Raw genomic sequence first — 14,513 nt, 5'->3', positions numbered from 1 at the left:
CCGCGTCGTTCCACGTGGAACAACGGTGCGCGGCCCACTTCTATGGGAGGGGCCGGCCGGCCCGCGCGGGCCCACGAGGTACCTCATCTGTCGCGGGGATGCGGTCGGCTAGGTCCACGTAGATAGACGGGGGGCGTGCGGACACCCGCCTGCTGCTCGAGCTCGGCGCGCCAGCCCAAGTCTTGGCAGCTCCAGCAGCCCATTATCGGGAGCTCCACAACCAGTCCCTGCCCGTTGCCGTCCAGTTCGGGGCCCGGTCCGCATCCTGGCGACGCGCGCGCCGATGCTCCTGCGACGTGCTCCGTTCCTGAACGTCCCAGGCCTCGGCGGAAACGACTCACCCCGTCCGGGATCTGGGCCCCGGCTGCGCCCCTGCCGGGCCGACGCCTTCGGGGAGGGTGGTGTACCCGTCTCGGTGCTCGTGGAGAATTGGGTCATGGCTACGCTCCGCCCCGCGGGCATCCCCTCGGCCGAGGCCGTAGGTACACCGACGATCAGGCGCGTGACGACGATCCAGGCGAGGGGCATCGCGTCCGCCGAGGCGGTTGGCAACCTGACGGTCGTCCGCGCAGTAGCCGAGGCGGTCCGTCCGCCCGACGCCACGGTCGCCGATTACGCAGTAGTGGTGGCGATCCTGGCGAACGCCCTGGCGCACTCGGTGCCCGCCGACCAGGCCGCACGTCAGGTTCAAGAACAGGCACCGATGTTTGGGCGCCTCGGCCTGATCCTGAATGCCAACGGCGGACTCTTGGCGGTGATCGCGCTCCTGGTGGCCGTGGCCGCCTATCTCCAGGATCGGGAGACCAGCACCGAGCCCAGCACGCCGGATCCTCCGTCCGTGACGGTTCACGTGGACGGCTCGGACGCCGCCGAGGTGGAGCGCATAGTGCGGGAGCACCTGCGGCAACTCGACGAGTCCGGAGCGTTGCCTTCCGGCGTGGACCGCGCGCCCGGCGTCGAGGACACCGCGCCTGAGTAGGGGGCCCGACGCTAAGCTCCCCGGCCCTCGGGTGAGGGCCGCGGCGCGGTTGCCTTCACGCCTCGGCGTGGACGTTCCGAGGGCGTGATCGACGGAGGTCAACACCTTGCCAGCAGTTGATCTTCCGAACGGCATCAAGAGTCGGATGTATAACGGCAGCGGAGTCGCCGAGTTGCTGGAATCCGTACTAGCCCGAAAGGTGCCGCCACCGTCGGTGGCGGTTCGTGAGCGTCTTCGCCCGGGCTCGGGACTCCTCCTCGACACGCGAGCCGCCTGCGCGAGCCATGCGAAGAAGCCAGCAGACGATCTGGACCTCTTGGGCGAGCACGCACGACGCAAGGTCGCGCGGGTTCAGCTCGCCCCAGGCGCGAAGCAGATCGTCGTAGCTCGCAGGGTCTCCGAACCGATCGGCGAGAAGGATGATCTTGGCTGCGTCCCAACCGGGCGGAGTAAGGCAGGCGTACTCCAGGTCGACGAGCCATGGATCGCCCGCTTCGTCGACGAGGAAGTTCGCAGGCTGCAGGTCCCCGTGACAGAGGACGAGGTTGTCAACTCTGAGTAGATCGTCGACCGCTTGCTCGGCTTGATGAACACGTCCGCTGATTTCTGTGAAGAGTGGTTGGCCGAGAAGGGGCTCCCAGGCAGGATCGGGCCAGTCGGTCGGCCACCTCAGCCGGCGCAGGCCCTCGGGGTCGCATCTCGCGAGCTTCGCTGCCTCCACGACTCCGGCCGGCCAGTCCGTCGACTCGAACGCGCGGCCGTCGATCCAGCGGTAGGGCAGGGCGAAGCGGGAGTCTGCGAGCTCGATGGGCTCAGCGAGTAGGGGAGGTGTGCGCACACCGCCGGCCGACGCCGAGCGAACCGCCGCCACTTCTGCGCCGATGTCGTCCGCCGTCTTGCTGCCGGGCCGGGTGATGGTGAGCGCGACCCGGTCCACCGGCAGGTGCCAGATCAGGCGGGACGAGGCGGAGATCAGGCGGCTGCCGGTGGTGTCGAGCCCGAGCTGCTGCGCGGCGTCGTGCATCACCGGACGTTCGACGTCGGCGATGTTGTCCAGCGCCGTCAACCGGCGTTCCTCCGTGCCAGGCCGGACAGGTGGTCTGCGAGCACTTGCATGTCGTCGACCTGGGCGTCCGCGGCCGCCAGTAGCCGATCCTTGCCCGGCTTGTTCGCGTAGGCGATGCAGGCGATCCCCGCTGCGCGCGAGCCGTCGACGTCGGTCAGCGAATCGCCGACGAGGAGCGCGACGTCGGGGCCGATCCGTAGGCGCTTCAGTGCGTCGTGGATCGGCTTAGGGTGCGGTTTCATCAGGTCCGGCTTGCCGTACTCCCGCCCGACGACGACCTCGACCAGGTCGACGAGCTGGTGCAGCGCCAGGTACTCGTTCACCGCCGCGGCAGAGTTGTTGCTGACCACCGCGACGCGCAGGCCGGCGGCACGGCAGGCGCGCATGCTCTCGACACCCCCCGGCGTCGGCTCCGCCAATCGGACGGCGGAGATCTCGGCGCCGGTCAGGAGGTCGTCGGCGGTCCTGGTCACCTTGTCGCCGAAGCGAACGGCCGCGCGGAGCACCTCGAGCGGATCGTCGGCCAGCTCGTCGTCGAGCTCCACGGCGACGTCCCACTCGGCCAGTCGCTCACGCAGGTCCCGCGCGACGCCGGGCGCCGGCTCGCCGGCGAACACTGAGCAGATGGGGCCGTCGAAGTCGAAGAGGACCGCGCGGGCCCGCTCTAGGACCTCGACGAGCTTCTCGTCGGCCGTCACGAGCCGACCGGGCGCGCGACGCTGTCCCACACCGAGTTGAACCACTTCTGTGCCTCGGCGACGTACTGGGCCCCGACCGACGAGTCGTCCTCGGTTGCGGCGAAGTGGAAGAGGGTGGCGTCCTTGCCCATCGGGTCGAGGATCGCCGTCGGCTCCTTGTCGATCACGACCTTGTGTTCAAGCACGGGGTAGAAGCCGTAGAAGACCTCGTCGCCGTTGATGATGTAGAGCTTGAACAGCGGGCTGGTCCGGTAGGTGCGGACCTCGACGGTCGCCGAGCGCACCAGCTGCAGATCCGAAAGCTCCTGCAGGGAGTCGGCCAGGGCCTGGTTGAAGCGCCGCATGATCTGGTCCATCCGGCCGCGCACGCGTTCGTCGTCCTCGCCGGTGCTCGCGAGTGCCGGCAGACCGACGGGGGCGGTCATGTCGGGGAGCAGCACACGGAGCGCGATCTCCTCCGGAGTGAGACGTCCGCTCCGGATCTTGTCGAGAGGCTCCTGAATCGCGCCGGACAGCGTCTCGCCGGTGAAGCCTGCGAAGTCGATCGTGACGCGCTGCTGCTCGAAGGCCAGCTCGATGTGCGGCCGCAGACCGACGGCCCGCTCCGTGCGTTGACGGACAAACGATCCCTTGCCCTGCCGCGAGATGATCAGGCCCTCGTCCCGGAGGACGGCGATCGCCTTCTGCACCGTCATCAGCGAGACGCCGTAGGTCTTCGAGAGCTCGTTCAGCGACGGCAGTTGCTCGCCGGGTTCGAAGCGCCGTGTCTTGATCGCGGCACGCAGAACGTTCGCGACCTGCTGGAACGGCGGTCGCGGGTCATCGGGGTCAAGCGGCTGCACGTCGAGAGGCTACTCCCCAACTAGCGCAGCTAGCACTATCCCTAGCTGTCTTTCTGCTTTGCTAACATTACTAGCTATGCTGGCTAGGCAAGCAGAGCAGAGACGGGAGCATGGCATGCAGGAGCACGAGAACTCCGCAGCCACCGGACAGGCTGCGGTTCAACCAGGCAAGAACCCAGGGGAGTGGCGCGGCACTCTGCGCACGCAGGCCCTGGAGAACGCGATGCGCAAGCGCGCAGCCGGGGTGCCGACGTACTCGGTGCCCGAGGCCGCGGCGCTGCTGAGCATCTCGCAGGAGTACCTCTACCGACTGATCCAGTCCGACGGGTTCCCGGCGGTCCGGATGCGGGCGGGACGAGGGCAGGGCCGGTACGTCGTCCCCGCCAAGGCGGTCGAGCGGCTACTCGACGGTGCGACCGACGCCGGGACCTGCGTCGAGTCCGCCGAGGTCGCCCAGCAGTGGCGCGAGGGCACGCGGGGCGGTGTGGCATGAGCGTCGGCGTCCTCATCTTCTTCGCCCTGATCGGGGCGTTCATCTGCGCCCGGGCGCGGGTGGCCGGCGGCGCGATCGTGTTCTCGCTAGTGGCGTTCGTGCTGTTCATCTCCACGCCTGCCGGCTCCGGTCTGCCGGGTGCGATCTCCGACTTCCTCTCGACGATCGACCAGGCATCGACGCCGGCCCTGGACGGATCGAGGGCCGTCGGGTGAACGGCAACGACTGGATGGAACGAGCCGCCTGCCGGTTCGAGGACCCGGAGATCTTCTTCCCGACCGCCGAGGACGGTCCGGCGCTCGACGCGCAGGTCGCACTCGCGAAGAGCGTCTGCGCACGGTGCGTCGTCCGGGCCGAGTGCCTGGTCGAGGCGCGGGCGCGCATCCCGTACGGCATCGCCGGCGGACTGACGCCGGAGGAACGACGCATTCCCCGTCCCCGCAAGACGGTGGTCGAACCGGTGGTCGCCCTCGACGACGGTCCGCGGCCCGACGCGACGCGATCGGAGATCCAGGCGGCCGGTCGCGTCCTCCTGGCCGCCGGCCGAACGCAGCAGGAGGTCGCACGCCGGTGCGGCGTATCGGCCCGGACGGTCGCCCGCTGGGCCACGCAGTTCACGGACACGAGCACGACGAGGGGAGTGGCATGAGTACCGCCGAAACCGAGGAAGCGCGTCCGGCCGTGGTCAGTGCCGAGGCCGGTGAACAGGCGTGGGCGGACACCGTCCGGTTCCAGCGCTGGGCGTCGCCGGACCACGCCGACTTCTACGCCCTGGCCGCCGCGCTCGTCCCCACGCTCTACGGACTAGAGGATCTCGCGAACGTGCTGCGGCAGCAGGTCTCCCGCTACGCGGACGGTCGCCGCGTCTACGACGACACCCGCGAGATCGACCCCGTGGCCCGGTTGGCCGACGCGGCCGAGCGGCTCGCCCTGCTGCGCGACGCGCTCGCCTCGGCCCACGAGCACGCCAACGGCTTCTGGTCGGCGATCTCGCACATCGGTGTGGAGGTGACGGCATGACCAGCCCCGCTCTGCTGCTCACCGCCCTGGTTGCGGTGGCCCTGATCGCATGGCGTCGCGGCGCCTACGGCGTCGCCGCGGGGGCGGGACTGTTCGCGGCACTTCCGGCCGTGACACTGATGCGCCAGCTCACCTGGCCGGTCTACCTGGCCGTCGGGGTGCTCGGTGCGGTGGTCGTCTGGCACCGCTGGGCACGCTCGGCGAGCATCGTGACGCGGTGGAGTGCACGCACCAGACGTAAGGCCGGCGTCGCCTCGACGGCCGACATCGTGCGGCACGCGTCGGCGTCGGCAATGCGCCGCCGGTCCGGGACGGTCCGCCCCTCGCTCGCTGGCCTGTCCCGGTGGCGTCGCCGGCGCCTGCCGACCTCGGAAGTGGCGGTCGAGCTCTGCCGGGCCGGAGTGGTGCGGGTCTGGTCGCTGATCGAGGACGTCGTCATCATCTTCGGCGGTCCGCGAGTGGGGAAGACCGGCTGGTTGGCCGGCCGGGTCATCGACGCCCCGGGCGCCGCCGTCGTCACCTCGACGAGAACGGATCTGCACGACCTGTGCGGTCCGCTCCGCGCGGCCAAGGGCCCGGTGTTCGTCTTCAACGCCGTCGGCCTCGGCGGCATCCCGTCCACGATCACGTTCGATCCCCTGACGGGCTGCGCGGATCCGGTCACGGCTGTGGAGCGCGCGACCGATCTGCTCGCCGCCACCGGCCGGGCCGGATCGGGGGACCGTGAGTTCTGGGACGCCCAGGCCCGGCGCGTGCTCGCCGCGCTGCTCCACGCCGCAGCGCTCGGCGGAAAGCAGATGGCCGACGTCCTGCGCTGGGTCGCCGACGCCGACGACGCTGCGCGCGAGGTCCCCGTCCTGCTCCGGCGCTCCGGTGTGCCGGCGTTCGAGCAGGACGCCACCCAGTTCGTGTCGACGAACGAGCGCACCCGAACGTCGGTGACGTCGAGCGTGATGCCGGCCCTCGGCTGGCTCACCCACCCGGCCGCTGCTGCGGCCGCCTCGCCGGGGCACGGATTCGACGTCGCGCAGCTGCTCGGAACCAGGGCGACGGTCTTCCTGCTCGGCGCCGAGGAGACCCAGGCCGCACCGCTGGTGTGCGCGCTCACCGGACACATCGCCCGGGAGGCCCGGCGGCTGGCGGCCGTCGAGCCCGCCGGTCGGCTCGATCCACCGCTGACACTGGCGCTCGACGAGGCCGCGCTGATCTCGCCGGTCCCGCTGGAGTCGTGGACGGCGGACATGGGTGGTCGCGGCGTCACGATCCTCGCGGCTTTCCAGTCGAGGGCGCAGTTGCTGGCGAAGTGGGGCGAACACAACACCGCGACGATCCTGAACAACACCGGCACCGTGATGGTCTTCGGCGGCACCCGCGACCGGGACGACCTGCAGTTCTGGGCGACGCTGGCGGGGGAGCGGGACGAGCCGATCACCACCACGGACCTGCACGGGCGCGTCGCGTCCCGGACCACGCGGAAGGTGCCGGTCGTACCGCCTTCGCAGATCGCGAACCTGCCGGCCGGGCAGGTGCTGGTGATCCGCCGCGGTATCGGGCCGGTGATCGGGCGCGCGACGATGGCCTGGCGACGGCGTGACGTGCGCACCGCAGCGTTCCTGCGGCGCCATCCCCGGCTGGTCAAGCAGTTGTGGGTGGTGCGGGACCAGTGGACGCGCGCGGTCGAGAGAGCACGCATCGGTGTCGTCCGTGGATACGACGCGCTCGCCGGCCTCGGAGCGTCTGTCGGCCGTACCGGTCGGGCAGACCGAGCTCGCCGAGCGGCCAGCAGCACGCGGGTGCCGCAGCTCCGGGTCGTCGAGCAGAACCCCCTGCCGGATCGGGGAACCCGATGAAGCCACCCGTCCCGCCCGCGCCGGGGAACAGCGAAACGAACGGATCGAGCTCGGTCGCCGCGCTCGCCCGCGAGATCGAGGATCTTCGCCGGCAGCTCGGCCGGGTCGCCGGTCTGTCGGACCGCCTCGACGAGGTCGTCGCGCTCGTCGCTGACCTGACGACGACGGTCTCCGCTCTCGAATCCCGGCGCGGTCCGACGCCGTGCCCGTCCTGGTTGATGCTGCCCGCCGACGAACCGACCGCCCTGCTCATCCTCGACGAGCTCGTGACGTGGATTCCGGCGGTCTACCTGCGCTACCACGACGGGTTCCAGACGCTGCCCGAGTGCTGGTGCTGGCACCCCGAGATCGTCGAGGAGCTCCTCTGGCTGATGCACGCCTGGCTCGCGGCCTACCAGGGAAAGGCCGCGTCGGTCGCGCTGGTCGGGGACTGGCACGACCGGCAGCGGCCCGGTGTCGTGCGCCGGATCAAGCAGTTCGCCGGGTCGTGCTCGCTGGAGAACCACATGACGCGGGAGGGCTGGGACCGTCGACCGGCCGAGGCACCGGTGCTGCCCGGGGTGGAAGCCGTCCCGCTGATCGCGGCGTGGTGGGGTCCGCGCCGCGCCGACCCCGCGCCCGAGCCGGGCCCGATGACCCGGAAGTACTACCGGTGAGCGGCGACGAGCCCGGACGTAGCGTGCGGGCCGCGATCTGGCTTCCCGGCCTCGCCGTCGCGCTCGGCGCCGCGGTCGCGACGGCGCACGGTCTCTACGAGGTGGCCCACGCCGCCCGCGTCCCGGCCGGAATCGCGTGGATCTACCCCTTGATCACCGACGGGCTCGCGCTCGTCGCCTACGCGGCCACGGCCCGGCTGCACGGCTCGGCGGCGCGCTACGCATGGGCGGTCGTCGTGCTCGCCGCCGGTCTATCTGGACTCGCGCAGGCGGTGTTCCTCGCGTCCGGCTCAGCGGTCGACGCCTCCCCGGCCCTGCGATTCGGCGTCGGCGCGTGGCCCGCAGTCGCCGCCGCGATTGTCGCCCACCTGCTCTACCTTCTGGCGACCGACGACCGGGATACGTCCCCGGAGTCGGACTCCCCGGCGTACACCGGCGGTGTTCAACCCGGACTGTTCACCACCGTTCAGCCTGAACAGCCGATGTACGACGCCGCGCCGCCGGTTGCTACCGGTGTTCGGCGTTCAGCCGGTGACCGGCCTCTGGAGACCCGCCCCGCTCTGCCGTCGGCACCGGTTGAACACCGGGCATCGCGCGCGGTGGAGTCCCCGGCCAGCGATCGGGCTCGGGCGGCCGCGCTGCGGCACGCCCACCGCCGCGGCGACCTTCCCAGCGTCACCGAGCTCGCCGCGATCGCCGAGGTCTCCCGAGGCACCGCCGGAACCGTCCTGAAGACCCTCCGCGAGGAACCGACACCGCTGCACCTGATCACCAACGACGACGACCCGACCATCGAGGAGAGCACCCAGCCATGACTACATCGACCCGAACCAGCACTCCCAGCACCACGACTCAGTCATTCACCAGAACCCGAGCAACCTCGACCCAGAACTACTCCAGTCAGACGAACAAAAACCGAGAACACGAACGACAAGCACCAAGATCAAAGGGATCACACCGATGCATCACGATCCGAGGGTGGAGGCCGGCCTCCGGCCGGCCCCAACCGACGCTCCGCGCGGTTGATCTTGCAAACCGCTCCGCGACGATCGTTGCGGGGTGGTCGGGGTGCTGAGCATCGCCTCGGGCTACTCCCCGGAGTACCTGTTGAAGGAGGTCGCGACCGGGCGGGAGAACTACTACACCGGCGCGGTCGCCGAAGGGGAACCTCCGGGGCGCTGGTGGGGCGCCGGAGCGGAGAAGCTCGGCCTCACCGGTCTGGTGGACGCGCAGGACATGCGGGCGGTCTACGAGCGCTACCTCGACCCTCGCGCTGACGGGTTCCGCGACATTGAACGCTGGGATGAGGTGGACACCCTCGGGCACACCGGCCGCAGATACATGACCGAGGACGAGCTGTACAACGCATCCCTTGAACGGGAGCCGGACGCCTCGGCTGAACGCCGTTCAGAGCTGCGCCTGGAGGCGGGCCGGAACGCTCGGCACAACGTGGCGTTCTTCGATGCCACGTTCAGCGTCCAGAAGTCGGTGACGCTCATCCACACCGCGTTCGAAGCCCAGGAGGTCGCCGCCCGCAACGCCGGCGATCACGACACCGAGCAGGCGTGGGCGGCGTTCCGGCAGAGCGTCGAGGACGCGATCTGGGCCGGGAACAACGCCGGGCTCGCCTACCTCGCCGAGCACGCCGGCTACTCCCGGGTCGGCCACCACGGCGGGGCGGCGGGCCGGTATGTGGATGCGCACGGGTTGGTGGTGGCGTCGTTCTTCCAGCACGACTCGCGGGATCACGACCCGCAGCTGCACATCCACAACGGCATCCTCAACCGTGTCGAGGGCCCGGACGGGACCTGGCGCACGATCGACGGCCGAGGTCTCTACCGGTGGCGCGCCGCCGCCGCGGCGGTCGCCGAGCGCACCACCGAGGAGCGGTTGACCCACGCGTTGGGCATGTTGATCGCCACCCGCCCGGACGGGAAGGCACGGGAGATCGTCGGGGTCGCGCAGGAGGCGATGGACCTCATCTCCTCACGCCGCCGCGCGGTGACCGCGAAGGCCCAGGAGCTGATCGACGCCTACGAGACCCGCCACGGCCGGGCCGCGAACAGCGCCGAGCGGGACCGGTTGTCGCGGCAGGCCACGTTCGCGACGCGGCGGGCGAAGTCGCACGAGTGGGAGACCCGCGAACAGGTACTGGACCGGGTGGATGGGCAACTGCGTGCGGATATCGACGGTGGCCTCGATGGTGTCGCCCACGCCGCTCTGGCGGCGCGGGGGCAGGGTCAGGCGCCGCGGGAGTGGTCGCCGCAGGCGGTGATCGAGACTGCGCTGGCTGATGTTCAGGAGCGGAAGGCGGCGTGGACGGCGTCGGATCTGGCCAGCGCGATCAACCGGGCCCTGCCGGACTACCTCGGCATCCCGGACGGGGCACAGGTGGGGAAGTTGCTCGATCAGCTGACCGACGACGCCCTCGCCCAGGCCGTCCCCCTCGACGCGGCCCGCCCGGGCGCGGAGTCATTGCCGGACGTGCTGCGGCGAGAGAACGGGGAGTCCACCTACCAGGCCCATGGTGCGCAGCTGTACTCCACGCCGGAGCACGTGCGGACCGAACGTGTCCTCGCCGCCGCCCGCATCCCCGGCGGTGCGGCGGCGCTGCGACCGGAGGTCGCGAAGCAGTTCCTCGAGGACCTGCGGGAGTCGGGGCTCGAGCTCGGGGTCGACCAGGCCGCCGCGGTCCGCGGGGTCCTGACCTCCGGCGCGCACATCGAGTCGCTGGTCGGCCCGGCGGGAACGGGAAAGTCGTTCGTGGTCGGGACGATCGCCCGCTGCTGGACCCAAGCCGAGCAGGTCGAGGGTGAGCAGGCTCGGCGGGTGTTCGGATTAGCGACCTCGCAGATCGCCACTGATGTCCTCACCGCCGAGGGGTTGACCGCGCGGAACGTGGCGCGCTGGCTCGCCACCCAGGAACGCCTCGCCACCGGCACCGACACCGACGGGCCCCGCCCGGTCGCCGGGGACGAGGCGTGGCGGCTGCACGCCGGAGACCTGGTGGTCGTCGACGAGTCCGCGATGACCGACACCCCCGCCCTGGTCGCCATCCAACAACGCGTCGAGGCTGCCGGAGCGAAGCTGCTGCTCGTCGGAGACCACCGCCAGCTCTCCGCCGTCGGCGCCGGCGGCGGGATGGAGCTACTCGCCGCGGCCGGGGGACGCTACGAGCTCGCCGAGGCCCGCCGGTTCACAGCGGAATGGGAACGGGAGGCGTCGCTGCGGCTGCGCGCCGGGGACACCGACGTGCTGCGCGACTACCACGAACACGGCCGGCTGCTCGATGCCGGAACGCGTGGGCAGGCCGAGACCTCCGCGGCTCGCGGCTGGTTGGCCGACACCCTGTCCGATCAGCGGTCATTGCTGCTGGTCGACGACAACGAGCAGGCCGCGCGGCTGTCGGCGCAGCTGCGCGCCGAGCTGATCCGGCTCGGTCAGGTCGACGAGCACGGGGTCGCGTTGGGGATGCAGGGCACCTTCGCCGGGGTCGGGGACCTGGTCCAGGCCCGCCGCAACGGCTGGGACCTCGCCGGACTCGACGGCAACCGGCGCGGCCCGATCAACCGCGAGACCTACCGCGTCACCGCTCTCCGGCCCGACGGTGGCCTCGATGTGACCACCGCCCTCAGCGCGGATGGCGCGGAGGTGGGGGAGCGGATGGTGCTGCCCGCCTCCTACGTCGCCGAACACCTCACCCTCGGCTACGCGCTCACTGTGCACGCGGCGCAAGGTCAGACGGTCGACACCAGCCACTCCGTCGTCACCGCCTCCACCTCCCCGGCCGCGGTCTACGTGGCGATGTCCCGCGGTCGCGACGCCAACACCGCGCATGTCACCACCCACACCGGCGCCCAGGACCCGGCGCAGGGACGGGAGCACGAGACGCTGCACCGCGACCCGATCGCCGTCCTCGCCGGCGTCCTTGCCGACGCCGACCACGCCGTCGCACGCTCCGCGCTGGCCACCGCCACCGAGTCCGCTGACGACCTGGGCAGCGTCCGCGCCGCCGCCGAGCTACTCGCCGACGCTGCGCAGATGGCCGCCACTGAACGCACCGCGACCTGGCTCGACCAGCTCGTCGCCAACGGTGCGCTGAGTGCGGAGCAGCGCGGCCGGATCGCGGCTGATGACGGCGCGGCATCCCTCGCCCGGGTCCTGCGCCGCGCTGAACTCGCCGGCCACGACCCTCGACAGGTCCTGCACGAGGCGATCGCGGACCGGCCGCTCGACGACGCCCGCAACCCGACGAACGTGGTCTACAGCCGGATCACCACGCAGTACGACCGCCAACTCGATCCCACCGGCACCGCCTGGACCGACTGGATCCCGCGTACCGATAACGCGGAGTGGAAGGACTACCTCACGGTGCTCGCCTCCCGAGCCGACGAACGCGCCGCCGAGCTCGGCCGGCAGACGGCCGCGACCGAGCACGCATGGGCGGTCGAGGCCTTCGGTCCAGTTCCTACTGACCCGATCGAACGCAGCGAATGGGAGATCCGAGCCGGGACCGTGGCCGCCTATCGAGAGCTGCGTGGCCACGATGACACGAACGAGGCCCTCGGACCGTCCCCGCAGCCAGGGCAGCCCGAGGCCTACGCCGCTTACCGGGCAGCGTGGCGCGCTCTCGGCCGCCCGGAGATCGACCGGGAGGAGTTGGAACTGTCCGACGGGCAGCTGCGCATGCGTGTCCGAGCCTGGGAACGCGAACTGACCTGGGCGCCGCGCTACGTCTCCAACGAGCTCGCCGGCACCCGTCAGGCAGCCGATCGCCACCGCGAGATCGCCGCCCTCCGTACGGCCGAGTCCACCACCGCACACCCCGATGACCTGGAGCGGCTCCAGCGCGAGGCCCGGGAAGCCGCGGCACTCGCAGACACCCTCGACGTTCGAGCCGGGCAACTGCAGGAGGTCGACGACGCCCGAGCGGCGTTCCTTGCCCACACCGCTGGCAGCCGCGTACGGGCCGAGCGGTCCAAGGCCGAACTCGCGCTGCGGCACGTCGACGACGCTGAGCCGGAGCAGCGCGTCACCGCCGAAGAATGGCTCGATGCCCACGATCAAGCTGTCGCCGCCGACGACCGCTACTTGGAGATCACCGAGTCTGACCTCGCCACGGACGACCACCACCGCACCGAGCACCGCGACGACGACGTCGACGTTCGCGAGATCGCCGCGGACGAACCGCGAGCGATGGGCGAGGACGCTGTCCGGGTCCCCAGCGCCGACGAGACCGCCGACTCGATCGACGGCGCCCGCCGCTCGCTGGCCGAGATCCGTGCCCGCGAAGCGCTCGACGGGAGGGAAGCCAGCGAACACCGTGCTGCCGAACTCGCCCACTGGCACGCCGACGACCAGGCGGCCGTCGACGAGCACACGGACGAACATGAGTTCGCCTACGGGGACTACTGACCAGGCAAGCTGCTAGCTGCGTGGGGTTCGGCATAGGGAGCCGGACCGTTGCATCGCCACGCCCACCGCAGCGTGGCCCGAACCCCCTCACACCACCCGGGGCGGTGCTCGATGAGGTCCGGGCGCGCCAGGTGCAAGTTCTCGGCGGCGAGGTACTCCGCCTCGATCAGTTCCTCGTAGGCGCGGACGACCTGCCCCGTCGCAGGTGATCTCGGCAAGCGGCGCCGTCCGGTCTGGTCGGTGACAGCCGCGTCGGCGAGCCATCGGCAGGTGGCGACGACTCCGCCCGAGTACCAGTCGGTCAACCCGTTGGCTGCTGCCGTGGCCATCCGCAACTCAGCCGCTGCCCAGATCGTGCCGAACTCCGCCCGGAGCCCGCGAACGTTCCCCGCCGGGACTCGAGCCAGTTCGGACTCGGTCACCTCCACCCGCCCACGATCGCACGAGGCCCTGACGGAGTTCTCGGTTTCGCGAGCGCTGCAGCAATGAACTGCTCACCTGCTGAGGATCCGACCGGTGGCCTGGACCTCGAATCGCTCAAGAGGAGTCATGGGCGGGGGAGGAAGCCCTCGAGCAGGTGGACGAACTCGTCGGCCTTCTCGATCTGGGTCCAGTGCCCGCACTGGTTGAACACGTGCAGCTGGGAGCGCGGGATCAACTCGTTGAGCCGGATCGACGACGCCACGGGGATCACCCGGTCGTCGCGCCCGTGCACGACGAGGGTCTCGTGCGGCAGGGCGCGCAGGGACTCGTCGGGCAGCGCGAAGGCGTCGACGCCTGCCTGGCGGGGTGCGGGGAACATCGCGGAGTAGGACTCCTGCACGCCCGGCCGGATGGACGCCTCGTACCGCAGGCGGACCAGGTCCGGGCCGAGCCGCGACGCGTCGAAGGCGAAGTAGTCGATGAGCTCGGCCATGTTCTCGACCGAGGGTTCGTAGCCCCAGACGGCGTCGAGCCCCGGTGTGATCTCGAACCGGGTGCCGACGCTGCCCATGAGGACGAGGCGCTGCACGCGGTCGGGGTGCTGGTCGGCCAGCCGCAGCGCCAGCGCGCCACCGAAGCTGTTGCCGACGACCGACACGCTCGGCAGGTCCAAGGCGTCGAGGAAACCGACGATGTGGGCGACCCAGTCCTGGTGGGAGAACGTGAAACCGGGCGGCCGCTCGGTGTAGCCGAACCCGACGACGTCGGGGGCGATCACGCGGCGCTCGCGAGCGAGCGGTGGGAGCACTCCCCGCCAGTTCGCCCAGGCGGAGACCCCCGGTCCCGACCCGTGGAGGAGTAGGACCGGGTCACCGGCGCCGTGGTCGTGGTAGTTCGTCGTGATCCCGCCGGCCACGATGCTGCGCCCGACCTCCGGGTTCGCCTCGGTCACGGTCTGGGTCATCGATGGCCTCCGGAGTCGTGGTGCGGCGGGCCGGCGGCTCGCCGGAGCGCTGCCACGATACCAAGAAGTTTTGCGGATGCGAAGGGAAGCTCTCGATCGCTCCTTGC

General features: G+C 70.9%; 14 protein-coding genes. 9 read left to right on the top strand and 5 right to left on the bottom strand.

Features of this window, described 5'->3' with window-relative positions; all coding sequences use genetic code 11:
* Positions 1 to 502 precede the first annotated feature (502 nt).
* Positions 503 to 979 (top strand): hypothetical protein, encoded by a 477-nt coding sequence (locus H6H00_RS08605; protein WP_185720784.1) that lies wholly within the window; start codon positions 503 to 505, stop codon positions 977 to 979.
* A gap of 187 nt (positions 980 to 1,166) precedes the next feature.
* Here H6H00_RS08605 and H6H00_RS08600 read toward each other — a convergent pair whose 3' ends face one another.
* The 3 genes from H6H00_RS08600 to H6H00_RS08590 are packed head-to-tail and all read right to left on the bottom strand — an operon-like array spanning position 1,167 to position 3,585.
* A complete protein-coding gene (locus tag H6H00_RS08600) occupies positions 1,167 to 2,045 on the bottom strand; it encodes a phosphotransferase enzyme family protein (RefSeq protein WP_185720783.1) in 879 nt (292 codons plus the stop codon).
* Positions 2,042 to 2,743, bottom strand: coding sequence for an HAD family hydrolase (locus H6H00_RS08595; RefSeq protein WP_185720782.1), 702 nt, complete (start codon positions 2,741 to 2,743; stop codon positions 2,042 to 2,044). Before H6H00_RS08595 ends, H6H00_RS08600 begins: the two co-directional genes overlap by 4 nt.
* Complete coding sequence (locus H6H00_RS08590; RefSeq protein ID WP_185720781.1) at positions 2,740 to 3,585, bottom strand: GntR family transcriptional regulator; 846 nt, start codon at positions 3,583 to 3,585, stop codon at positions 2,740 to 2,742. The genes H6H00_RS08595 and H6H00_RS08590 overlap by 4 nt, the downstream gene beginning before the upstream one ends.
* Before the next feature lie 115 nt (positions 3,586 to 3,700).
* Between H6H00_RS08590 and H6H00_RS08585 the strand changes: the two genes are divergently transcribed.
* From H6H00_RS08585 to mobF, 8 genes are all read left to right on the top strand, one after another.
* The gene (locus tag H6H00_RS08585; protein WP_221775832.1) at positions 3,701 to 4,078 is read left to right on the top strand and encodes a helix-turn-helix domain-containing protein; all 378 of its coding nucleotides are present in this window, start codon (positions 3,701 to 3,703) and stop codon (positions 4,076 to 4,078) included.
* A complete protein-coding gene (locus tag H6H00_RS08580) occupies positions 4,075 to 4,293 on the top strand; it encodes a hypothetical protein (protein ID WP_185720780.1) in 219 nt (72 codons plus the stop codon). Before H6H00_RS08585 ends, H6H00_RS08580 begins: the two co-directional genes overlap by 4 nt.
* Positions 4,290 to 4,727, top strand: coding sequence for a WhiB family transcriptional regulator (locus H6H00_RS32965; protein ID WP_185720779.1), 438 nt, complete (start codon positions 4,290 to 4,292; stop codon positions 4,725 to 4,727). The genes H6H00_RS08580 and H6H00_RS32965 overlap by 4 nt, the downstream gene beginning before the upstream one ends.
* Entirely contained in the window at positions 4,724 to 5,098 is a 375-nt protein-coding gene (locus H6H00_RS08570; protein ID WP_185720778.1) for a hypothetical protein, read from the top strand. Before H6H00_RS32965 ends, H6H00_RS08570 begins: the two co-directional genes overlap by 4 nt.
* On the top strand, positions 5,095 to 6,948 hold the full coding sequence (locus H6H00_RS08565; protein WP_185720777.1) for a type IV secretory system conjugative DNA transfer family protein: 1,854 nt from the start codon (positions 5,095 to 5,097) through the stop codon (positions 6,946 to 6,948). Before H6H00_RS08570 ends, H6H00_RS08565 begins: the two co-directional genes overlap by 4 nt.
* The gene (locus H6H00_RS08560) at positions 6,945 to 7,604 is read left to right on the top strand and encodes a hypothetical protein (RefSeq protein WP_185720776.1); all 660 of its coding nucleotides are present in this window, start codon (positions 6,945 to 6,947) and stop codon (positions 7,602 to 7,604) included. The genes H6H00_RS08565 and H6H00_RS08560 overlap by 4 nt, the downstream gene beginning before the upstream one ends.
* Positions 7,601 to 8,419: a hypothetical protein gene (locus tag H6H00_RS08555; protein WP_185720775.1), complete on the top strand. Its 819-nt coding sequence runs from the start codon at positions 7,601 to 7,603 to the stop codon at positions 8,417 to 8,419. Before H6H00_RS08560 ends, H6H00_RS08555 begins: the two co-directional genes overlap by 4 nt.
* A 253-nt stretch (positions 8,420 to 8,672) precedes the next feature.
* Entirely contained in the window at positions 8,673 to 13,019 is a 4,347-nt protein-coding gene (mobF, locus tag H6H00_RS08550; RefSeq protein WP_255425644.1) for a MobF family relaxase, read from the top strand.
* Here mobF and H6H00_RS08545 read toward each other — a convergent pair.
* Both H6H00_RS08545 and H6H00_RS08540 read right to left on the bottom strand, forming a co-directional pair.
* Positions 13,013 to 13,447, bottom strand: a complete 435-nt coding sequence (locus H6H00_RS08545) for a hypothetical protein (protein ID WP_185720773.1) — start codon at positions 13,445 to 13,447, stop codon at positions 13,013 to 13,015. The genes mobF and H6H00_RS08545 overlap by 7 nt on opposite strands.
* Positions 13,448 to 13,566: 119 nt before the next feature.
* Entirely contained in the window at positions 13,567 to 14,406 is an 840-nt protein-coding gene (locus H6H00_RS08540; RefSeq protein ID WP_185720772.1) for an alpha/beta fold hydrolase, read from the bottom strand.
* Positions 14,407 to 14,513: the final 107 nt, after the last annotated feature.

It is taken from the genome of Pseudonocardia petroleophila (assembly GCF_014235185.1).
Classification (GTDB): Bacteria; Actinomycetota; Actinomycetes; order Mycobacteriales; family Pseudonocardiaceae; genus Pseudonocardia; species Pseudonocardia petroleophila.
The sequence above is the reverse complement of the archived record's forward strand: the minus strand, read 5'-3'. Positions and strand labels throughout refer to the sequence as shown.

Excerpts from the sequence above, each read along its gene's own strand:
- H6H00_RS08540 (WP_185720772.1), bottom strand. The coding sequence starts at position 14,406 with ATGACCCAGACCGTGACCGAGGCGAACCCGGAGGTCGGGCGCAGCATC.
- H6H00_RS08565 (WP_185720777.1), top strand. The coding sequence starts at position 5,095 with ATGACCAGCCCCGCTCTGCTGCTCACCGCCCTGGTTGCGGTGGCCCTG.
- H6H00_RS08570 (WP_185720778.1), top strand. The coding sequence starts at position 4,724 with ATGAGTACCGCCGAAACCGAGGAAGCGCGTCCGGCCGTGGTCAGTGCC.
- H6H00_RS08585 (WP_221775832.1), top strand. The coding sequence starts at position 3,701 with ATGCAGGAGCACGAGAACTCCGCAGCCACCGGACAGGCTGCGGTTCAA.
- H6H00_RS08580 (WP_185720780.1), top strand. The coding sequence starts at position 4,075 with ATGAGCGTCGGCGTCCTCATCTTCTTCGCCCTGATCGGGGCGTTCATC.
- H6H00_RS08560 (WP_185720776.1), top strand. The coding sequence starts at position 6,945 with ATGAAGCCACCCGTCCCGCCCGCGCCGGGGAACAGCGAAACGAACGGA.